This window comes from Sphingomonas bacterium (assembly GCF_903642285.1).
GTDB lineage: Bacteria > Pseudomonadota > Alphaproteobacteria > Sphingomonadales > Sphingomonadaceae > Sphingomonas.
On sequence record NZ_CAHJWJ010000017.1, the window covers coordinates 1 to 20,986 of the forward strand.

Consider the following 20,986-nt stretch of genomic DNA (forward strand, 5'->3'; position numbering starts at 1 on the left):
GGCGGCGGCGGCGGCGCGACGTCGAACGTGTTCAGCTTTTCCTGCGCCTTTTTCACATACTGGTATGCGAGCCCGGTCACGAAGGCATAGCCGAGCGCAAGGTGGATCAACGCGACGATGACGATCGCGGAAATCTTTCCCCCGGACATTTTCTGGTCAGTATAGGCCATTCAGCAACGACGCTCCCTATCACGACAAGCGAACCAGGCTACCCTTGGGGCGACATAGCCGGCACCGCATGCCGAGAGTCAATATATCCTTACGACGGAGACCGAGTCCTATCGCCGAGCCTTGCGACACGCAAACGCTTTGTCGGGCGCAACAAACGATCAATCGCGCCCGCCGCTATTTATTTCTGTAACGTTCAGGGGGTCGGGCGTAACGGACGCGGTCATGCAACCGCCTTTCCGCGCCGCAACCCTGGTTTTCCTCGCGCTGTCGGCGCCTTCGGGCGTTTCTGCGCAGGCGGGACCGTCCGTGCCGCCGGCGGCGTTCGCGCAGCCGGTACGCGCGGGCTATGCCGATCTGGTCGATCAGATTTTGGCCGCGCCGGTGATCGTCGACGCGACGATCCGGACGGCGGCGCGAATCAAGGGGGCGGAGGCGGCGACGGTCGCACCGGGGTTCACGCGGTTCTACGTGGCGGCGGATGTCGGCGCGCTGGTCCGCGGCACCGGCGGGCTGCCCGCGCGGATCGGGTATCTGGTGGACATGGCACCGGGCGCGGACGGGCGGATCGTCAAATTGAAGGACCTGCGTGTGCTGCTGTTCGCGCGGCGGGTGGCAGCGTCGGAGGATCAGCTGCAGCTGGTCGGGCGCGACGGTCAGCGCGAATGGTCGCCGATACGCGATTCGCAGGTACGCGGAATCGTGCGCGAACTGATCGCCGCCGACGCGCCACCCGTGATCACCGGCATCGGCAGTGCCTTCCATGTGCCCGGCGCACTGCCCGGCGAGGGCGAGACGCAGATATTCCTGACCACCGCGGACAACCGACCGGTGTCGCTGTCGGTCCTGCGCCGCCCGGGCGAGCGGCCGCGCTGGTCGGTCGCGCTCAGCGAGATCGTGGACGAAGCCGCCGCGCCGCCGCCGCCGAACACGTTGCTGTGGTATCGGCTGACCTGCGCACTGCCGGCCACCTTGCCCGACCGCGCCACCGCGACGCTTTCGGCGAGCGATGCCGACGCGGCGCGCGAGGATTATCGATTCGTGATCGAGGGGCTGGGGCCTTGCGGGCGGACGGACAATGCCGGCTGAGTAAATCCGCGTTTTCCTGCGTTCGCGGGAGAACGGGATCACCCGTCCACACGCACCACCTGCCCCGTCGTCGACGCGGCCGTATCCAGAAACCCCGCCATCGCCGCGACATCCGCCACAGCGCCGTCGCCGACCACCGCATTGACCCGCATCCCCGGTGCCCGTTCCACCGCGAGCGGCGCGATCGACGCCTCCACCGATGCGGCGGATAGCGGATCGCGGCCGGGTTCGATCACGACGACGAGCGATTCCCCCGATGCCGCGCGCACGATCCTCGCGATGTCGTCGCCCGGCGCGGCATGTACGACGCTCATGTCGTCCTCATCGGCGGTGACGCACCATCGTTATCCCGATCGATTCGCCGTTTTCGGATATCGCCAGCTTCACGATCCGGATCTTCACTCGCGCCACCCGCGCGTCCTGCAGGAACAATGTCTCGCAGATATGATCCGCGACGCCCTCGATCAGCGTGAAATGCACCCCCGTCGGCAGCGCATCGGTCGCGGCATGTTTCAGGTCGAGATAGTTTTTCGATGCGGCCAGCGGGGTGTCGGGTGCGAAACCGCGCGGGCAGTCGAGATCGACGGTCAGCGATATCCGCAGCGGCTGCGGCAGATGCGTCTCCTCCGAATAGATGCCGGTGAGCACCGGCACCTCGATATCGTGCACTTCCAGTTGCAGCAGATCGTCCATGCGGGGGGCCTTAGCGCAAATCCGATCGACTTGAACCGCCCTCTTTCGTCACCCCGGGCTTGTCCCGGGGTCCAGGGGCGCGGGCGAAATCGCTGTTTGGCTGTGGATGCCGGGACAAGCCCGGCATGACGATTCCATCCTTTGCGCGAACCACGATCGCACCGTAAAGCGCGCCGCCTTGGAGACCAGCGTGATCGAATTCCTACCCCTTGCCAGCATCGACGCCCCTGCCGTGGAGGCGTTGCTCGACCATGCGTTCGGTACCGATCGCCACCTGCGCACCGCGTACAAGGTTCGCGGCGGCGGTCGTGCGATGCCGGCGCTCAGCATCGCCGCGGCTGAGCACGGCGCGCTGATCGGGACGATCCAGTGCTGGCCGGTCACGCTGACGGGCGACGACGGCACCGCGTATCCGCTCGTGATGATCGGCCCGGTGGCGGTCGAACCGGCGCGGCAGCGCGACGGGGTCGGCCGGATGCTGATGACCCACGCGCTGCACGCCGCGCATGTCGGCGGGCTGGACGGGGCGATGATGCTGATCGGCGATCCGGAATATTATGGCCGCTTCTTCGGCTTTACCGCGGAACGGACCGCGGGGTGGCGGCTGCCGGGGCCGGTGGAGCGACACCGGTTGCTGGCGAAGGGTGAGGGGGTGCCGGCGAGTGCCGGGACGCTGGGGCCGGCGGCGGTCGGAATCTGAGCATTCGCAGCGTCCGGCCGACCCGTCTTTCCGCCACCCCGGCGAAGGCCGGGGCCCAGGAGGGCGTGCCCCAAACGAAGCGCGGTTCGCTCTCGAGAGGCCGTGGCGACTGGGCCCCGTCCTTCGCCGGGGTGGCAATCATTGGACCATAGCTTCCCCACCCCCACGCTCCCCGCTTTACGCCCAGCCCCGTCGTCCCTACCTGCGGGATATGCCGATGGACGAGTTGCCCGATCTCGCGACCCTGTCGCTGCCGGAAATCGCCGCTTTGGTCGAACAGCAGCGCCTGCCGCCCGTCGAACGCTGGAACCCGACGCATTGCGGTGACAGCGAGATGCGGATCGCGCGCGACGGGACCTGGTTCCATCAGGGCAGCCCGATCGGCCGGCCAGCCATGGTGCGGCTGTTCTCGACGATCCTGCGGCGCGAGGCGGACGGCGGCTATGTGCTGGTCACGCCGGTCGAGAAGCTGGACATCGTCGTCGACGATCTGCCTTTTCTCGCGGTCGAGCTGAAGACCGAGGGTTCGGGCCGCGACACCGCGCTGGCGTTCCGGCTGAACACCGGCGAATTCGTCACCGCCGACGAGTCGCACCCGCTCGCGTTCGAGGAGGGTCCGGACGGCCCCCTGCCCTCGATTCTCGTCCGCGGCGGGCTGTCGGCGCGGATCGTGCGGCCGGTCTATTACGAGCTGGCGGCGCTGGCGATCGGCGAGGGCGCGGAGCCTGCAGGCGTGTGGAGCGGCGGCGCGTTCTTCGCGCTGACGCCCGCGGCGTGACGACGCATACGCTGGCCGAGCGCCTGGCGACCGCATTGGCGCATGGCGCGGAGGACGGACCCGTGCTGCTGACGAGCGACCATCACGACCTCGACCTGCGCGGCAGCGAGACGCTGCTGCCCGCCGCCGTCCTCGTTCCCGTCACCGACCGCGCATCGCCCGGCGTCATCCTGACGCAGCGCACCGACACGATGCGTAAACATGCCGGGCAGATCGCCTTTCCCGGCGGCCGGATCGATCCCGACGACGCCGACGCGACGGCGGCGGCGCTGCGCGAGGCGGAGGAGGAGATCGGCCTGCCGCCGTCCGCCGCGACTGTCATCGGCATCGCCGACATCTACCGCACCGGCACCGGGTTCGAGGTCACGCCGGTCGTCTGCGTCGTCCCGCCCGACCTGACCTACCGCGCCAATCCGATCGAGGTGGCCGACGTGTTCGAGGTGCCGCTCGATTTTCTGATCGACACCGCCAACCATCTGGAAGCCGCGGTCGAATGGCAGGGGCGCGAACGGCATTACTACGAGATCAACTGGGGGAACCGCCGCATCTGGGGCGCGACCGCGGCGATGATCGTCAACCTGGCGCGGCGCTTGCGATGGGCGTGATCCTGCCAGATGCGGCCTGGCGCGAACGCGAAGGGCTGGCGACGCTGACCGCCGCGCTTGGCGCGGGCGATGGCGACACGCGGATCGTCGGCGGCGCGGTGCGCGACACGCTGCTCGGGATCGATGTCGCCGATATCGATCTCGCCACCCGCCTGCTGCCCGACGACGTGCTCGACCGGTTGCGCGCGGCGAACATCCGCGCGGTACCGACGGGGATCGCGCACGGGACGATCACCGCGGTGCTGCCATCGGGTCCGGTCGAGGTCACCACGCTGCGCCGCGATGTCGCGACCGATGGCCGCCACGCGGTGGTCGCCTTCAGCGACGACTGGCGCGAGGATGCGGCGCGGCGCGACTTCACGATGAACGCGCTCTATGCCGATCCGGCGAGCGGCGAAGTCTTCGATCATTTCGGCGGGCTGGACGATCTGGCCGCGGGCCGCGTACGCTTCATCGGCGATCCGTTGCAGCGGATCGCGGAGGACCACCTTCGCATCCTGCGCTTCTTCCGTTTCCATGCGCGGTTCGGCGATTCGATCGACGCGGACGGGCTGGCCGCGTGCATCGCGCGCGCGAACGACCTGATGGCGTTGTCTCGCGAACGGATCGCCAGCGAATTGCTGCGGCTGCTGGTCGCGCGGCACGCGGTGGCGGTGCTCGGGCTGATGGTGGAGCGCGGCATCCTGCGCGCGGTGTTGCCGGAAATCGACGCGGCCGGGGTCGGCCGGTTCGCCGCACTGGCGGACCGCGAGGCGGTGGCGGCTATCGCCCCCGACGCGCTGCGCCGGCTCGCCGCGCTGATCCCGCCCGCGGATGCGGAAAGCGTCGGCGCACGGCTGCGACTGTCGAACGCGGATCGCAAGAGGCTGATCGCGGCGACATCGGGCGCGGGGGACGAGGGACCGCTGGCGCTCGCCTACCGGTTCGGCGACAGGGTGGCGATCGACCGGTTGCTGCTGGCGGGGGCCGATACCGCGAGCGTCGTCGACTGGATGCCGCCGACATTGCCGTTGTCGGGCGGGGCGCTGGTCGCGCGCGGATTGTCGAAAGGGCCGCAGGTCGCGGCGGCGCTGAAGGTCGTCGAGACCCGCTGGATCGGCGAAGGTTTCCCCGACGCCGCGCGCGTCGGTCAGATCGCGGACGAGGTCGTCGCGGCGGAACTGGCGCGCGCGAAGGCGTAGGCCGCGTCCGCTTCCAGCGGCCGCGCGTAGATATAGCCCTGGCCATAGGTGCAGCCGAGCGCGGCGAGCGTCTGGCCCAGTTCGATCGTCTCGATTCCCTCCGCGGTCGTCTGCATCCCGAGCGCCTGCGACAGCGACAGCACCGCGCGCACGATCGCGATCTTGTCGCGGTCCGCCAGCATGCCCGTGACGAAGCTGCGGTCGATCTTCAATATGTCGATCGGCAGCTTCTGCAGATAGGCGAGGTTGGAATAGCCCGTCCCGAAATCGTCCATCGCCAGCGTCGTGCCCAGCGCCTTCAGCGCCTGCATCGTGCGGGTGATCCGGTCGGGATCGGTGACGATCGCGCTTTCGGTCAGCTCCAGCGTGAAGCGTTCGCCGCCCAACCCGTGCTTGGTCAGCGCGCGTTCGACCACCGGGGCGATCGCGTCGCGCTGCAGCTGGATCGCGGACAGGTTGACCGCCAGCCTGATCCCGCAATGTCCCCCCGCGGCCGCGTCCCAGGCCGCCAGCGTCTTCGCCGCCTCGTCGATCGCCCAGCGGCCGAGCGGGACGATCAGCCCCGATTCCTCCGCCACCGGAATGAAGTCGGACGGCGCATGGTCGATCCCGTCATCGTCGGTCCAGCGCGCCAACGCCTCGAACGATACGATTTCCCCGGTCGCGAGATCGCAGATCGGCTGATAGGTCAGGCGAAGCGCGCGGTTCTCGATCGCGCGGCGAAGCGATGTCTCCATCCCGAACTGCTTGCGCGCGATGACGAACGCGTCGGGCTGGTAGCTTTCGCTCTGCCCGCTTTCCTTCGCGCGTTTCACCGCGAATTGCGCGTGGCGGATCATCTCCTCGGCATCGTCGCCCTCGTCCGCGCCGTACGCGATGCCGATCGAGCATTCGACGCCGATCTCGTAATCGGTCAGGCGGAACGGCGACGACAGCGCGCGCTGGATGCGACCGGCGAGATGATGCGCCTCGACGCGATCCTCGTCGATCGCCATCAGGATGCCGAATTCGTCCCCGCCGATCCGCGCCAACAGGTCGCACGATCGAAGTGCTCCCTTGATCCGGCGCGCGACGGTGATCAGCAATTCATCCCCGACGAGCGAGCCGAGACACGCGTTCAGCCGCCCGAACCGGGCAAGGTCGACGACGAGCAGCGCATGCCGTGCGCGGTCGTCATGCACGTCCTCGATCACGGTGCCGAACCCTTCGCGGTTGGGCAGGCCGGTCAGGCTGTCGGTCGTCATCTCGCGCCGCAGGCTGCGTTCGGTGTGGCGCTGCGACGTCTGGTCGATCAACGTCATCACGCAGCGATCACATGGCGGCGGTGTCGGCCGGACCAGGGTAACGCAATAGTGCCGCGAGTCGATCAGTTCGCCGACGCTCCACGGAAAATCGGTGCGCATCACATGCGAATCGAGGAATGCACCCAGTTTCCGGCGCAACGTCTCGATCGCATCCGAACCGCCCTCGACCACCCCGAGCCCGGCACCGCGAAAGGCGGCATTGGGTTGCTCCAGCACCAGCCGCCCGCCATGCCGCGCGACCACGACGGCCGGCACCGGCATCAGATCGAGCATTCGCTCCATCGGATCGGTAACCGGCAAGGGCGGTAAAGCCTTGATGGTGCGGGCGAAGACCATTGGGGGCAGCATTAGCAGCCCGTTCGTTAAATCCGTCTGAAACGCCGCTTCTTACTCCCCCCCGCTTTGCGGGAGGGGAGCAATCACCCGAACCGGTTATCCCGCGGGAAGCCCGTCGGCGGCATCCGGCCCGCGGCCCCGCGCGCCGCGCGCCACAAACTCAGGTCGGCTTCCGTCCGTACGCGCCCGCTACCGCCGCCCATCGGCCAGCTGAGCCCGTCCGCGAACGCGAACGTCACCGCGTCCGCCAGCCCACCGTCGCGGTAGCGCTGCAACTGCGCGCCCTGCCCGCGCGATAATTCGGGCAGCTCGGCGAGCGGGAAGACCAGCATCCTGCGGTTGTCGCCGATCACCGCAACATAGTCGTGGCCCGCCGGGATCGGCCGGACGACGACAAGGTGCGCGTCCGCCCGCGGGGTCATCACCGTCTTTCCCTTGCGCGTCTCCGCGACCACATCCGCCGCGGGCACCACGAACCCGCGCCCGTCCGACGCCACCACCAGCAATTTCGTGAGCTTGCGCGCGGGCAGCAGCGCGACGATCCCGGTGCCGCCGTCGAGATCGACCATCGCCCGCACCGGCTCGCCGAACCCGCGCCCGCCCGGCAACCTGTCCGCGCCCAGCGTGTAGAACCGCCCGTTGCCCGCCGCGAGCAGCAGCTTGTCCGTCGTCTGCGCATGGAAGGCGAAGGCGGGGCCGTCGCCCTCCTTGAACTTCAGCGCCTCGCCCCCCCCGTTCTTGGCTGCGGCCAGGTCGACATGTCCCCGCATCGCCCGGATCCAGCCGCGCTGCGACAGGATCACGGTGACGGGTTCACGCTCGATCATCGCCTCCATCGGGATGTCGCGCGCCGGGGCCGCTTCCGCGATCGTCGTCCGGCGCTTGCCGAGCGGGGTCTCCAGACCATAGCGATCGCGCAGCTTCGTCATGTCGCGCTTCATCCGCGTGCGCTGCTTCTTGGGATCGGCCAGCAGCGCCGTCAGCCCCGCCTGCTCCTTGTCCAGCTTGTCGCGCTCGGTCCTGATCTCGAACTCTTCCAGCCGCCTGAGCGAGCGCAGCCGCATGTTCAGGATCGCCTCCGCCTGCCGGTCGGTCAGCGAGAACTCCGCCATCATGACCAGCTTCGGCTCGTCCTCGGTGCGGATGATCTCGATGATCCGGTCGAGGTTGAGATAGGCGATCAGATAGCCGTCGAGCAGCTCGATCCGGTCCGCGATCTTGGCCAGCCGGTGCTCGGTGCGCCTCGTCAGCACGACGAACTGGTGATCGACCCACGCCCCCAGCGCCTGGGCGAGGCTCATGACGCGCGGGGTCCGGTCCTTGTCCAGCACGTTGAGGTTGAGCGGAATACGCACTTCGAGATCGGTCAGGCGGAACAGCCCGTCCATCATCGTGCCCGCATCCACCGTGCGGCTGCGCGGTTCCAGCACCAGCCGGATCACCTCGTCCGACTCGTCGCGGACATCGGCCAGAATCGGCAGCTTCTTGTCGTTGATGAGGTTCGCGATCTGCTCGATCAGCTTGCCCTTCTGCACCCCGTAGGGAATTTCGGTGACGACCGCGGTCCAGCCGCCGCCCTTCTCCCGCTCGATCGACCAGCGCGCGCGCACCCGGAACCCGCCGCGCCCGGTGACATAGCTTTCACGGATCACCGCCGGGGGATCGACGACCAGCCCGCCGGTCGGGAAATCCGGGCCCTTCACGAATGCCAGAATCGCGTCGTCGCTAGCCTCGCGATCGTCGACCAGCAGCATCGCAGCGTCGAGCAGTTCGGCGGCATTGTGCGGCGGAATGCTCGTCGCCATCCCGACCGCGATCCCCGCCGCGCCGTTCGCAAGCAGATTGGGGAACAGGCCCGGAAACAGCTCGGGCTCCTGCTCCTCGCCGTTATAGGTGGCACGGTAATCGACCGCGTCCTCGTCGAGTCCGTCCATCAGGTCGATCGCGACCTGCGTCAGCCGGGCCTCGGTATAGCGATAGGCCGCGGCGTTATCGCCGTCGATATTGCCGAAATTGCCCTGCCCGTCGACCAGCGGATACCGCATCGCGAAGCCTTGCGCCAAGCGCACCATCGCGTCGTAGACCGACTGGTCGCCATGCGGGTGGTATTTGCCGATCACGTCGCCGACGACGCGCGCGCATTTCTTGTACCCCTGCGCCGGATCGAGCCGCAGCAACCGCATCGCCCATAGCAGCCGCCGGTGGACGGGCTTCAGCCCGTCGCGCACATCGGGCAGCGACCGCGCGGTGATCGTCGACAGCGCATAGACGAGATACCGCTCGGACAGCGCACTGTCGAACGGCGCATCGACGATGGCGTCGAAGGGGTCCTGGAAATCGGTGGGCATCGGTGGAGGTGCGATAGCAAGCCGCACCCCCTTCGTCACCCCGGGCTTGTCCCGGGGTCCAGGGCCGCGAACGCCACGCCCGCGACTCTGGATGCCGGGACGAGCCCGGCATGACGGAAGGGGACGTTCTGCTAACCCGATATTCGACGACCCCGGCGAAGGCCGGGGCCCAGTTGCGAGACGATGGCAGCGGCGCGACACCCGCCGCCCCACCCCCTCTCGTCATCCCGGCCCTGAACCGGGGCCCCGCCAACGGGCTGAAGATCGGTTCGCAGATCATGGTCGACAAGGCGATGTCTGTGAGCCGCGACAGGATCGGAACCACGATCGGGCGGCTGAGCGCGGAGCAGATGCTCGCGGTGATGCGCGCGCTTGCCCTGTCTTTGCGATCGCCTGACGCTGTCCTACACGATCGGCTTGTGCTGTAGATCGGGTCATGCCCCGCTCCCCGCTCCGACATGACCATCGGTGCCCCCCGCAACCCCATGCGAAAGGCGTTTCCGACCCCGACGTGGCGTGTGGTTCGTCCACTTCCGCGCCGTCGACTCCGGCGAAGTGGAGGGCGCATGGCACACCTCCACTTCCTCCACTTCCGCGCCGAACCGCCACCAAGATTGCACCCCGCCCCCACCGGGGATATAGCGCCGCATCCTTCGCCCCGGCGCGCTTGCCAGCGTCGCCGGGGCCGCTCGTTTCCAGGGGAACCGCCGATGGCTCGTCGCCGCCAGATCTACGAGGGCAAGGCCAAGATCCTCTACGAGGGGCCCGAACCCGGCACGCTGATCCAGTATTTCAAGGACGACGCCACCGCCTTCAACGCCCAGAAGAAGGGCACGATCAACGGCAAGGGCGTGCTGAACAACCGGATCAGCGAGCATATCTTCACCCTGCTCGACATGATCGGCGTGCCGACGCACTTCATCCGCCGGCTGAACATGCGCGAACAGCTGATCCGCCAGGTCGAGATCGTCCCGATCGAGGTCGTGGTGAGGAACGTCGCCGCGGGGTCGCTGTCGAAGCGGCTGGGGATCGAGGAGGGCACCAAGCTGCCGCGCACGATCATCGAATATTATTACAAGGACGACGCGCTCGGTGATCCGATGATCTCCGACGAACATATCGCCGCGTTCGGCTGGGCGAGCCAGGAGGAGATGCACGACATCGCCGACCTGGCGATCCGGGTGAATGATTTCCTGTCTGGGCTGTTCGCCGGGGTCGGGATCCGGCTCGTCGATTTCAAGCTGGAATTCGGCCGCATCTGGGACAATGACTATGGCCGGATCATCCTGGCGGACGAGATCAGCCCCGATGGCTGCCGGCTGTGGGACATGGAATCGAACGAGAAGATGGACAAGGATCGCTTCCGCCAGGACCTCGGCGGCGAGGCGGAGGCGTATCAGGAGGTCGCGCGGCGGCTGGGACTGATGCCCGAGGGCGAGGACAATGCGGTGCTCGACCTGGAAAAGCACCGCAAGAGCCGGGGCAAGTAGATGAAGCTGAAGGTCTTCGTGACGCTGAAGCCCGGCGTGCTCGATCCGCAGGGCAAGGCGATCCACCATGCGCTCGGCGGGCTGGGCTTCGCGGGCGTCAACGACGTGCGGGCCGGCAAGCTGATCGAGCTGGACGTCGCGGACGATACCGACGACGCCGCGATCGACGGCATGTGCCGCAAGCTGCTCGCGAATACGGTCATCGAGAATTACCGGGTGGAGAGGGCGTAATGCGCACCGCGGTCGTCGTCTTTCCGGGATCGAATTGCGATCGCGATCTGGCGGTGGCGTTGCGCGAAGTGACGGGCGTCGCGCCCGTGATGGCGTGGCATGGCGACAGCGACCTGCCCGACGGCATCGGTCTGGTCGCGGTGCCCGGCGGGTTTTCGTACGGTGACTATCTGCGCTCGGGCGCGATCGCGGCGCGGTCGCCGATCATGCGCGCGGTGGTGGAGGCGGCCGGACGGGGCCTGCCGGTACTGGGCGTCTGCAACGGCTTTCAGGTGCTGACCGAGGCCGGGTTGCTCCCGGGGGCGCTGATGCGGAACGAGGGGCTGAACTATGTCTGCCGCGACGTGCCGCTGACGGTCGCGAACGCGCAGACCACGTTCACCAGCCGCTATTCGGCGAACGAGGCGATCACGATCCCGGTCGGCCATCACGACGGCAATTATTTCGCGGACGCCGACACGCTTGACCGGCTGGAGGGCGAAGGCCGCGTCGCGTTCCGCTACGCCGCCCCGATCAACGGCTCCGCGCGCGACATCGCCGGCGTGCTGAACGATGCCGGCAATGTCCTGGGCATGATGCCCCACCCCGAACGCCGGTTCGAACCGGCGCATGGCGGAACGGACGGCCGGCGATTGTTCGAGGGGCTGCTGGAAATGGCAGGCGCCTGACCGCTGTCCTACAACGCCGGGATATGTCATATCCGCCGGGCTCTTTGATTGCGTCAGTTATTTACTCGACCCCGTCCGGGCGCGATCAGACCCGCGTCCGGAACGGTGAGAAGTCCGTGCCGCGGTCGAACACGTCCACCCCCTCGACCCGCTTGAGCCAGCCCACGACCGCATAGGTCACCGGGGTCAGCAGCACTTCCCACCCGACCTTCAGCGCCCATTGCGTGAACAGCACGACGACCACGAGGTGCGTCGTCCACCCCACTGCCCCCAGAAACGCCAGCGGATAGAAGATCGCGCTGTCCACGGCCTGGCCGAACACCGTGGAGCCGATGGTGCGGCTCCACAGATGCCGCCCCCCCGTCCAGATCTTCATCCGCGCCAGGACGTAGGAATTGACGAACTCCCCCGCCCAGAACGCGCAGACGCTGGCGAATACGATCCGCGGCACCTGGCCGAACACCGTCTCGTACGCCGCCTGATTGGTCCAGGACGGTGCGGGTGGCAGCGCGACGACGACCCAGGCCATGAACGCCATGAAGACGGTCGCGCCGAACCCCGCCCAGATCACCCGGCGCGCGCGGGCATAACCATAGACCTCGGTCAGGATGTCGCCGATGACGTAGCTGACCGGGAAGAACAGGATGCCCGCCCCGAACGGCCATGGCCCGATCAGCGGCAGCGTCACCACCGCGACCTTGCCCGCGCCGATGACGTTCGACAGCAGCAGGATCGCGACGAACGCCGCCATGACGAAATCATAATAGCGGAACGGCCCGTGCGCGACGTCCGACGCGGCGGTCCGCTGCTCTGTCCCCCCATCCATGCCGGCGTTATGATGAAGGTTCCGTCACCGCGCAATCCGCGCTAATCGGCCGGTGGCTGCGCGCCCGTAGCTCAGATGGATAGAGCACGAGCCTTCTAAGCTTGAGGTCGCTGGTTCGAGGCCAGCCGGGCGCGCCATCACACCGCGACGGGTGCGGAAATGGCCGGGTGCGGATCATAGTCCTCGATCGCGAGATCCTCGATGCGGTAATGGAACATGCTGGCCGGCCGCCGCCCGATCCGAAGCCGAGGTTCGCCGCGCGGGGTGCGGGCAAGTTGCTCGGTCACGAGATGCTCATGATTGAGATACACATGCGCATCGCCGGCGCTCCACACCAGTTCGCCCGGCATCAGGTCGCATTGCTGCGCCAGCATCCGGATCAGCAAGGCGGCGGAGAACGCATTGAACGCGAAGCCGAGCCCGAGATCGCACGATCGCTGCCACAGCATCCCCGACAGCCGCCCACCCGCGACGTGGAACTGATACGTCATATGGCAGGGCGGCAGCGCCATCGCGTCCAGTTCCGCTACGTTCCAGCCGGTGAACAACAGCCGCCGCGAGGTCGGGTCGTGACGAATGCCTTCGACCAGCGTGGCGATCTGGTTGACGCCGGGACCACGGCGGAACAGGCCGTCGCGCGCCGGTTCGTACGTGTCCCAATCGACCCATTGCTTGCCATAGACCGGGCCGAGATCGCCCCATTGGGCGGCGAAGTCGTCATCCGCCGAAATGCGCGCCTCGAACGCGTCGCGGTCGAGCGCTTCGCCGGTCGCACGGCGATAGCGGTCGAGCGGCCAGTCGGTCCAGATATGCACCTTCTGCCGCACGAGGTTGCGGATGTTGGTGTCGCCGGTCAGGAACCACAGCATCTCGCGCGCCGCGGTCTTCCACGCCACCCGCTTCGTCGTCAGCAGCGGCACGCGATCCTCGGACAGATCGAAGCGCATGGTCGGCCCGAACAGCGACCGGGTGCCCACGCCGGTGCGGTCGCGGCGTTCGTCGCCATGCGTCCATACGTCGCGCAACAGCGACAGATATTGATGCTCGAAATGCGCCGGCTCGGTCATCGGCCTTCGGTAGAACGGCGTTGACGAGTCGGCTAGCCGCCGCGCCGTTTGCGCCGAAACGACCGCGGTTGGCCGTGCATCGGTCGCCCCGCGCCGACACGCTCGGCCATGTCGCCCGACGCCGATCCGTTTGCGCGCGCCCGTGCGGCGCTGCTGGTCGGGATCGTCGATCCGCACCGCGAGATCGCGGGGATCGGATATTTCGATCCGGAATGGCGGCTTCTCGGCCGGCGGCACGTCGTGGGCGGCGCGGCGCATATCGCATTGCCGATCCGGACCATCATCGTCGATGCGCTGGCGTTCGGCGCACGAGACGTCGTCATCGCGCATGGCCATCCGAGCGGCGATCCGGCACCGAGCATCGCGGACATCGCCTATACCCGGCTGCTCGCGCGGACGCTGGCGGCGATCGACATGCGGCTGGCGGATCATCTGATCGTGACGCCGGACGGCACGACCGCGCTGCGCGCGCTCGGACTGCTGTGAGGCGGTTAACCGATCCATAAGGGCTCGCCGTTATCCCGCGTACCTGACCAGGAGGTCATGGGCGCGACGCGATGCAGAGACAGTCAATGCTGGTCGTGTTCGGGCTGGTGTTCAGCACGTCGTGCGTGCCGCAGCCTATGAACCTGACCGCATCCCGGACCAGCCAGCCGATTGCGGACGCGCAGCCCCTGCTCCGCAAGCTCGATCTAACGGTTTCCCCCGACGATACCGCCCCGCCGACCGCCGCCGCACTGGCGTTCGCACGCAGCGATTTCGATGGTGCTCCGCCGTTCCTGGCGGCGATGCGGAGCGACGAGGATGCCCGTCGCGCGACCGATTGCCTGACCCAGGCGGTTTATTACGAAGCGCGTTCCGAACCCGTCGATGGCCAGCGTGCGGTAGCGCAGGTCGTGCTGAACCGCGTGCGCGACCGCGCCTTTCCGCACAGCGTCTGCGGCGTGGTGTTCCAGGGATCGGAACGCCGTACCGGCTGTCAATTCTCGTTCACCTGCGACGGATCTATGAACCGCCCCCTCCAGCTCGCGGCATGGGGCCGCGCGCGCATCGTCGCGCAGGCGGCGCTGGGCGGCAGCGTCTATGCGCCGGTCGGCTCGGCGACGCATTACCATGCCAATTACGTCTCGCCCTGGTGGGCCCCCAGCCTCATGCGGATCGGCGCGGTGGGATCGCACATCTTCTACCGCTGGCGCGACGCGCTGGAGCGGGCGCTGGCGTTCCGGCAGGACTATAGCGGCAGCGAACCCGGGGTGGCGGCCGCTACCGCCGTCGTCGCGTCGGGCGCAAGGAACGCCGGCGTGCTGGTTCATTATGCGAGCGGCAGCGCCGGCAGCGGACCGGGCGGCGGCGTGGCGGCGACCCCGCTCGCCGCGGTGGCCACCGAGGGAAGCGTGATGATCCACCGCGGCCCGGCGACCGCGACGGATTCGCCGCGGCGAATGACCGCGGTGGCGGGCGTTCACGTCCATATGGGTTCCCCAGACCATGCCCCGTCGTCCGAAGCCGGCGACGGCACCATGGCCTCCGGTTCGGCGGCAGGCGACGGCACCACCTGATCGGCGTTCCCGCCTCGTGTCGGCATCGATCGATGCGGCTTGTGTCTTCATGGTTCCTCGTTCTACCAATGCCGCGTCGAACAAGGGGGCATCATGACAGGAACGATCCGCGGGCGGGTGATCCGCACCGCGCTGGGTTTGGCGGGCGTCGTCGCGCTGGTCGCGTGCACCGGAAGCGACGATCATCCGAAGTCGGCCGCCGGCACCGCGCCCGCCAAGGCACCGGCACCGGGTATCGGCAAGGGCTATGCCCATGATCCCTACCCCTCGACCTACAAAGCCTATCCCGGCGTGCCGACATTGGTCAGGAACGTCACGGTCTTCGATGGCGAGGGTGGCCGGATCGACGGCGGATCGGTGTTGTTCGCCGACGGCAAGATCGTCGCGCTGGGCCAGACTCTATCTGTGCCCGCCGGTGCCACCGTCATCGACGGCGCGGGCAAATGGGTGACCCCCGGCGTCATCGATATCCACAGCCATCTGGGCGACTATCCAAGCCCCGCCGTCCGCGCGAACAGCGACGGCAACGAGGCGACGGCCCCGGTGACCGCGGAAGTCTGGGCCGAACATAGCGTCTGGCCGCAGGACCCCGGCTTCAGCCGCGCGCTGACCAACGGCGGCGTCACCACGCTGGAGATACTGCCCGGCTCCGCCAACCTGTTCGGCGGCCGGTCGGTCGTGCTGAAGAACGTCTATGCCCGTACCACGCAGGGCATGAAGTTTCCCGGCGCGCCCTATGGCCTGAAGATGGCATGCGGCGAAAATCCGAAGCGCGTCTATGGCAGCAAGGGCCGCGAACCCTCGACCCGCATGGGCAACATCGCGGTCGACCGCATGACCTGGGCGAAGGCGGTCGAATATAAACGCAAATGGGACAAGTACGAGAAGGACGGGGGCGAACCGCCCGCGCGCGACATCCAGATGGATACGCTGCGCGGCGTGCTGGACGGTGAAATCCGGGTACAGAACCACTGCTATCGTTCGGACGAGATGGCCAACGTCATCGATATGTCGAAGGAATTCGGCTATCACGTCGCGGCATTCCACCACGCGGTCGAGGCGTACAAGATCGCCGACCTGCTGAAGGCTAACAGTATCTGCGCCGCGGTCTGGTCCGACTGGTACGGGTTCAAGATGGAAAGCTTCGACGGCATCCGGGAAAATCTGGCGCTGCTGCAGAAGGCGGGCACCTGCGCGATGATCCATTCGGACGACGAGAACGGCATCCAGCGGCTGAACCAGGAAGTCGCCAAGGCGCTCGCCGCGGGACGGCGTGCGGGGATCGATATCCCGGATGCGGTGGCGTGGCAGTGGCTGTCGTACAACCCGGCCAAGGCGCTCGGCATCGAACAGCGCACCGGCAGCCTGAAGCCGGGCAAGATGGCGGACGTGGTGCTGTGGAACGGCAATCCGTTCAGCGTCTATACCCGGCCCGAAAAGGTCTGGATCGACGGCGCGCTGCTCTACGACGCCAACGACCCGGCACGACGGCCGGTATCCGATTTCGAGCTTGGCCAGCCGGGCATGGGAGATGTGAAGTGAAGGCGCTCCTTCTCGCAGCCGCCGCGCTGATCGCCGCGCCCGTATCCGCGCAGACGGTCGCGGTCGTCGGCGGCACCCTCGCGATCGGTGACGGCAGCCAGCCGATCGCGAACGGCACGGTCGTCTTCCGCGATGGTCGAATCGTCGCCGCCGGCACAAACGTCGCGGTGCCGGCGGGCGCGACCGTCGTCGATGCGCACGGCAAATGGATCGCCGCCGGGATCGTCGCGGGCTTCACCAATCTGGGGCTGGTCGATGCGGACGGCGTCGAGGAAAGCAACGACGAACGCGCCGGCAAATCGCCGTTCAACGCCGCGATCGACATCGCGCCGTGGATCAACCCTTCGGCGGACGTGATCGGTAACGAGCGTCTGGGCGGCGTCACGCGTGCGGTCGTCGCGCCGGGCAGCGCGGGGTCGATCTTCGCGGGTCAGGGCGCGGTCATCGATCTCGGTTCGGGCGCACCGCCGGTGACCAAGGCGCATGCGTTCCAGTATGTCGAACTGGGCGAGGATGGTGGACGTCAGGCCGGCGGTAGCCGCCCTGCCGCCTTCGCGATGTTCCGCGATGCGCTGGCGCAGGCGGCGGACTATCGCCGTTCGCCGGCAAGCTTCGGGGGTCGTGAAAAGGACTCGCTACTGAAGCGCGGCGATGCGGAGGCATTGCTGGCGGTGATCGACGGTCGCACGCCGCTGCTGGTCCATGTCGAGCGGGCCAGCGATATTCTCGCGGTGCTGGCGCTCCCTGCGACCTATCCCAAACTGCGGCTTATCCTGCTCGGCGCGACCGAGGGATGGACCGTGGCACCCCAGATCGAAGCCGCGCATGTCCCCGTGATCGCCGCGGCGATCGCCGATCTGCCGGCGGCGTTCGAAAAGATCGCGGCGACCGAATCGAACGTCGGACGAATGACGCGTGCGGGCATCCCGGTCGCGATCTCGACCGTCGGCGCGAACACGGCACCGGGGGAGCACATATTGACGCAGCTGGCCGGCAATCTCGTGGGCTTCGCGAAGCTGCCGGGCGCGACCGGGCTCGATTGGGGTCAGGCGTTCGCGACGATCACCTCGAAGCCTGCCCAGGCGATGGGGATGGATGGCGAGATCGGCTCGCTCCGTCCCGGCCGCCGGGCGGACGTGGTGCTGTGGGACGGCGATCCATTGGAATTGTCGTCGAACACGGTCGCGATCTGGATTGACGGTCGCGCTCAGCCGATGACGTCGCGCCAGACGCAGTTGCGCGACCGGTACCGCGTGCCGGGCGAGGGCGCATTGCCCAAGGCGTATGAGCATTGAGTTTGTGTACGCACGCCGATCGATCATCCGTCGCCCCGGCCTTGCACCAAGGCGTATCGTGCGCCCAATTCCGGCGCGTCAGGATGCGCTGCACGACGAATGCGGGACGAGCCGGACATGACGCAGGCGGTCGACCCGACGGCACCGACGAAGCGGGGCAAGCGGCGTCGATATAAAAACTCGTTCGAAAGCGGGTGATCGACGGAGCATTGCATCGGCGATGACGACCCTGACCCATCTCGACCGCCTCGAGGCGGAGAGTATCCATATCCTGCGCGAAGTCGTCGCCGAGGCGGAACGGCCGGTGATGCTGTACTCGGTCGGCAAGGACTCGGCGGTCATGCTGCATCTGGCGAAGAAGGCGTTCTTCCCCGCGCCCCCGCCCTTCCCGTTGCTGCATGTCGATACGACGTGGAAATTCCGCGCGATGTACGAATTGCGCGAGCGGGCGGCGGCAGATGCGGGGATGGCGCTGATCGTACACCGCAACCCGGATGCGGTGGCGCAAGGCATCAACCCGTTCGATCACGGCGCGCGGCATACCGATCTGTGGAAGACCGAAGGACTGAAACAGGCGCTCGACCAATATGGCTTCGACGCAGCGTTCGGCGGCGCGCGGCGCGACGAGGAGAAATCCCGCGCGAAGGAACGCGTCTTCAGCTTCCGCTCCGCCACCCACCGCTGGGACCCCAAACGACAGCGGCCTGAACTCTGGTCGCTCTACAATGCGCGCAAGAACAAGGGCGAGAGCGTTCGCGTCTTCCCGCTGTCGAACTGGACCGAGCTGGACGTCTGGCAATATATCCAGGCGGAGGGGATCGAGATCGTACCGCTGTATTTTGCCGCGCCGCGCCCGACCGTGGAACGCGACGGCATGCTGCTGATGGTGGACGACGACCGTTTCCGTCTTTTGCCCGGCGAAGTGCCCCTCGAACGATCGATCCGCTTCCGAACGCTCGGCTGCTATCCGCTGACCGGTGCGGTCGAGAGCCGGGCGACGACATTGCCGGGTGTCATCCAGGAGATGCTGCTGACGACGACCTCCGAACGCCAGGGTCGTGCGATCGACCACGACCAGGCGGCTTCGATGGAGAAGAAGAAGAAGGAGGGGTATTTCTGATGGTGTCTTCTCCTCCTCCCTTTCCGCATGCGGAAAGGGGAGCAAACGTGGGAGGGGAGGAAGAAAGGGGCTACACCCCCGACCCCCTCATCGCGTCCGACATCGATGCCTATCTCAACCAGCACCGCGACAAGTCCCTGCTGCGTTTCATCACCTGCGGTTCGGTCGACGACGGGAAGTCGACGCTGATCGGTCGCCTGCTTCACGACACGCGGGCGATCTTCGCCGACCAGCTGGCCGCGCTGGAAGCGGACAGCAAGCGGATGGGGACGCAAGGCGAAGCGATCGATTTCGCACTGCTGGTCGACGGATTGGCGGCGGAGCGGGAGCAAGGCATCACGATCGACGTCGCCTACCGCTTCTTCGCGACCGATCGACGCAAGTTCATCGTCGCCGACACGCCGGGCCACGAACAATATACCCGCAACATGATAACCGGCGCGTCTACCGCCGACCTGGCGGTGATCCTGATCGATGCGCGAAAGGGCGTGCTGACCCAGACGCGTCGGCATAGCTATCTGGCGAATCTGATCGGCATCCGGCAGGTCGTGCTGGCGGTCAACAAGATGGACCTGGTCGATTACGACCAAGCCACATACGACGCGATCGTCGCGGATTACCGGACGTTCGCCGATGGTATCGGAATAGGACATTTCACCCCAATCCCGATTTCGGGCTTTCGCGGAGACAATATCGCCGACGCCTCCGACGCGATGCCCTGGTATCACGGCCCGACGCTGATCGCGCATCTGGAAACCGTACCGGTCGATGCGGACGCGGACCGGGCGAAGCCGTTCGCGATGCCGGTGCAATGGGTCAACCGCCCCGACCTGGATTTCCGCGGGTTCGCGGGGACGATCGCAGGCGGTGCCGTCGCCCCGGGCGACGCGGTTCGGATATTGCCGTCGGGCAGGACGAGCAGCATAGCGCGGATCGTCACCGCGGACGGCGATCTGGCCAGCGCGGTCGCCGGGCAATCGGTGACGCTGACGCTGGCGGACGCGGTCGATTGCTCGCGCGGCGACATCATCGCGGCCGCGGGCGATCCCCCGCAGGTTGCCGACCGGTTCGAGGCGACGATCGTCTGGATGGCGGACGAGCCGTTGATCCCGGGGCGCGCCTACGCGTTCAAATCGGCGACGCAGACCGTATCCGCGACCGTGCAGCCGCCCAAATATCAGATGAACGTCAACACGCTGGAGCAATTGGCGGCGAAGACGCTGGATCTGAACGCGATCGGCGTCGCGGAGATCGCGACCGATCGGCCGATCGTATTCGCGCGCTATGCCGACAGCCGGACGCTGGGCGGGTTCATCCTGATCGACAAGGCGACCAACGCCACCGTCGCGGCCGGGATGATCCGCTTTAGCCTCAGGCGGGCGCAGAACGTCCACTGGCAGGCGCTCGACGTCGGTCGCGACGATCTGGCACGGATCAAGAACCAATCGCCACGGGTGCTGTGGTTCACCGGTCTGTCGGGCGCGGGCAAGTCGACGATCGCCAATCTGGTTGCCAGGAAGCTGCACCGGATGAACCGGCACGCCTTCCTGCTGGACGGCGACAATGTCCGCCACGGGCTGAACAAGGATCTGGGCTTTACCGAAGCCGACCGGATCGAGAATATCCGCCGCGTCGGCGAAGTGGCGAAGCTGATGGCCGATGCCGGGCTGATCGTCATCACCGCGTTCATCTCGCCGTTCCGCGCGGAACGCGATATGGTCCGCGCGATGCTGCCGCCCGGCGAGTTCGTCGAAATCCATATCGATACCGCGCTGGACGAGGCGGAGCGGCGCGACGTGAAGGGGTTGTATGCGAAGGCGCGGGCAGGACAGCTGAAAAACTTCACGGGGATCGACAGCCCCTATGAAGCCCCCGACGCACCCGATATCCGGATCGACACCGCCGCGATCATCCCGGAGGACGCCGCCGACCTGATCGTCGATCACATCATACCGTGATGGGCCACCGGGCGTAGATCGCCGCGAT

At 67.3% G+C, this 20,986-nt stretch carries 21 protein-coding genes, 1 tRNA gene and 1 pseudogene; 16 read left to right on the forward strand and 7 right to left on the reverse strand.

The genetic code is table 11. The features are described from left to right. Positions 1-170: pseudogene (locus HUU99_RS15580) on the reverse strand (energy transducer TonB); the annotation flags it as partial. Positions 171-393: 223 nt separating this feature from the next. Between HUU99_RS15580 and HUU99_RS09805 the strand changes: the two are divergent. Next, positions 394-1,257 carry a hypothetical protein gene (locus HUU99_RS09805; protein WP_174286402.1) on the forward strand — a complete coding sequence of 288 codons (864 nt, stop codon included), beginning with the start codon at positions 394-396 and terminating at the stop codon, positions 1,255-1,257. Between the two features lie 38 nt (positions 1,258-1,295). Here the strand turns inward: HUU99_RS09805 and HUU99_RS09810 are convergent, their stop codons facing one another. Both HUU99_RS09810 and HUU99_RS09815 read right to left on the reverse strand, forming a co-directional pair. Beyond that, on the reverse strand, positions 1,296-1,571 hold the full coding sequence (locus HUU99_RS09810; RefSeq protein ID WP_174286403.1) for a Rossmann fold domain-containing protein: 276 nt from the start codon (positions 1,569-1,571) through the stop codon (positions 1,296-1,298). A 7-nt stretch (positions 1,572-1,578) separates the two neighbouring features. Then, positions 1,579-1,950: a dihydroneopterin aldolase gene (locus HUU99_RS09815; RefSeq protein WP_174286404.1), complete on the reverse strand. Its 372-nt coding sequence runs from the start codon at positions 1,948-1,950 to the stop codon at positions 1,579-1,581. Positions 1,951-2,140: 190 nt separating this feature from the next. Between HUU99_RS09815 and HUU99_RS09820 the strand changes: the two genes are divergently transcribed. The 4 genes from HUU99_RS09820 (at position 2,141) to HUU99_RS09835 (ending at position 5,214) form a co-directional block, all read left to right on the forward strand. Further along, entirely contained in the window at positions 2,141-2,650 is a 510-nt protein-coding gene (locus HUU99_RS09820; protein WP_174286405.1) for a GNAT family N-acetyltransferase, read from the forward strand. 211 nt (positions 2,651-2,861) lie between these two features. Further along, positions 2,862-3,428 carry a DUF1285 domain-containing protein gene (locus tag HUU99_RS09825; RefSeq protein ID WP_174286406.1) on the forward strand — a complete coding sequence of 189 codons (567 nt, stop codon included), beginning with the start codon at positions 2,862-2,864 and terminating at the stop codon, positions 3,426-3,428. Further along, positions 3,425-4,033, forward strand: coding sequence for a CoA pyrophosphatase (locus HUU99_RS09830; protein ID WP_174286407.1), 609 nt, complete (start codon positions 3,425-3,427; stop codon positions 4,031-4,033). The genes HUU99_RS09825 and HUU99_RS09830 overlap by 4 nt, the downstream gene beginning before the upstream one ends. Beyond that, on the forward strand, positions 4,024-5,214 hold the full coding sequence (locus HUU99_RS09835; protein WP_174286408.1) for a CCA tRNA nucleotidyltransferase: 1,191 nt from the start codon (positions 4,024-4,026) through the stop codon (positions 5,212-5,214). The genes HUU99_RS09830 and HUU99_RS09835 overlap by 10 nt, the downstream gene beginning before the upstream one ends. Here HUU99_RS09835 and HUU99_RS09840 read toward each other — a convergent pair. Continuing rightward, positions 5,163-6,854, reverse strand: coding sequence for a putative bifunctional diguanylate cyclase/phosphodiesterase (locus HUU99_RS09840; protein ID WP_254603103.1), 1,692 nt, complete (start codon positions 6,852-6,854; stop codon positions 5,163-5,165). The two genes, HUU99_RS09835 and HUU99_RS09840, sit on opposite strands and share 52 nt — an antisense overlap. 83 nt (positions 6,855-6,937) lie before the next feature. Continuing rightward, on the reverse strand, positions 6,938-9,202 hold the full coding sequence (parC, locus tag HUU99_RS09845; protein WP_174286409.1) for a DNA topoisomerase IV subunit A: 2,265 nt from the start codon (positions 9,200-9,202) through the stop codon (positions 6,938-6,940). Between the two features lie 110 nt (positions 9,203-9,312). Between parC and HUU99_RS09850 the strand changes: the two genes are divergently transcribed. The 4 genes from HUU99_RS09850 (at position 9,313) to purQ (ending at position 11,591) form a co-directional block, all read left to right on the forward strand. After that, positions 9,313-9,630, forward strand: coding sequence for a type II toxin-antitoxin system PemK/MazF family toxin (locus tag HUU99_RS09850; protein WP_174286410.1), 318 nt, complete (start codon positions 9,313-9,315; stop codon positions 9,628-9,630). A gap of 282 nt (positions 9,631-9,912) precedes the next feature. Then, positions 9,913-10,692 carry a phosphoribosylaminoimidazolesuccinocarboxamide synthase gene (gene purC / locus HUU99_RS09855; RefSeq protein WP_174286411.1) on the forward strand — a complete coding sequence of 260 codons (780 nt, stop codon included), beginning with the start codon at positions 9,913-9,915 and terminating at the stop codon, positions 10,690-10,692. Next, positions 10,693-10,923, forward strand: coding sequence for a phosphoribosylformylglycinamidine synthase subunit PurS (gene purS / locus HUU99_RS09860; protein ID WP_174286412.1), 231 nt, complete (start codon positions 10,693-10,695; stop codon positions 10,921-10,923). After that, positions 10,923-11,591 carry a phosphoribosylformylglycinamidine synthase subunit PurQ gene (gene purQ / locus HUU99_RS09865; protein ID WP_174286413.1) on the forward strand — a complete coding sequence of 223 codons (669 nt, stop codon included), beginning with the start codon at positions 10,923-10,925 and terminating at the stop codon, positions 11,589-11,591. Before purS ends, purQ begins: the two co-directional genes overlap by 1 nt. A gap of 85 nt (positions 11,592-11,676) precedes the next feature. Here the strand turns inward: purQ and HUU99_RS09870 are convergent, their stop codons facing one another. Then, positions 11,677-12,417 (reverse strand): queuosine precursor transporter, encoded by a 741-nt coding sequence (locus HUU99_RS09870; protein WP_174286414.1) that lies wholly within the window; start codon positions 12,415-12,417, stop codon positions 11,677-11,679. Between the two features lie 60 nt (positions 12,418-12,477). Between HUU99_RS09870 and HUU99_RS09875 the strand changes: the two genes are divergently transcribed. Further along, a tRNA-Arg gene (locus tag HUU99_RS09875) sits at positions 12,478-12,554 on the forward strand. Here HUU99_RS09875 and thyA read toward each other — a convergent pair. After that, positions 12,555-13,484, reverse strand: coding sequence for a thymidylate synthase (gene thyA / locus HUU99_RS09880; RefSeq protein ID WP_174286415.1), 930 nt, complete (start codon positions 13,482-13,484; stop codon positions 12,555-12,557). It lies immediately after the preceding tRNA gene. A 108-nt stretch (positions 13,485-13,592) separates the two neighbouring features. Between thyA and HUU99_RS09885 the strand changes: the two genes are divergently transcribed. From HUU99_RS09885 to cysN, 6 genes are all read left to right on the forward strand, one after another. Continuing rightward, positions 13,593-13,970: a JAB domain-containing protein gene (locus tag HUU99_RS09885; RefSeq protein WP_174286416.1), complete on the forward strand. Its 378-nt coding sequence runs from the start codon at positions 13,593-13,595 to the stop codon at positions 13,968-13,970. 71 nt (positions 13,971-14,041) lie between these two features. Continuing rightward, a complete protein-coding gene (locus HUU99_RS09890) occupies positions 14,042-15,043 on the forward strand; it encodes a cell wall hydrolase (RefSeq protein ID WP_254603105.1) in 1,002 nt (333 codons plus the stop codon). A gap of 93 nt (positions 15,044-15,136) precedes the next feature. Then, positions 15,137-16,585 (forward strand): amidohydrolase, encoded by a 1,449-nt coding sequence (locus tag HUU99_RS09895; RefSeq protein WP_174286417.1) that lies wholly within the window; start codon positions 15,137-15,139, stop codon positions 16,583-16,585. Further along, positions 16,582-17,880, forward strand: a complete 1,299-nt coding sequence (locus HUU99_RS09900) for an amidohydrolase family protein (RefSeq protein ID WP_174286418.1) — start codon at positions 16,582-16,584, stop codon at positions 17,878-17,880. The genes HUU99_RS09895 and HUU99_RS09900 overlap by 4 nt, the downstream gene beginning before the upstream one ends. A 208-nt stretch (positions 17,881-18,088) precedes the next feature. Then, positions 18,089-19,000, forward strand: coding sequence for a sulfate adenylyltransferase subunit CysD (gene cysD, locus HUU99_RS09905; RefSeq protein WP_302479984.1), 912 nt, complete (start codon positions 18,089-18,091; stop codon positions 18,998-19,000). Positions 19,001-19,047: 47 nt separating this feature from the next. Then, the gene (gene cysN / locus HUU99_RS09910; protein WP_375380117.1) at positions 19,048-20,958 is read left to right on the forward strand and encodes a sulfate adenylyltransferase subunit CysN; all 1,911 of its coding nucleotides are present in this window, start codon (positions 19,048-19,050) and stop codon (positions 20,956-20,958) included. The last annotated feature ends 28 nt before the right edge of the window (positions 20,959-20,986 follow it).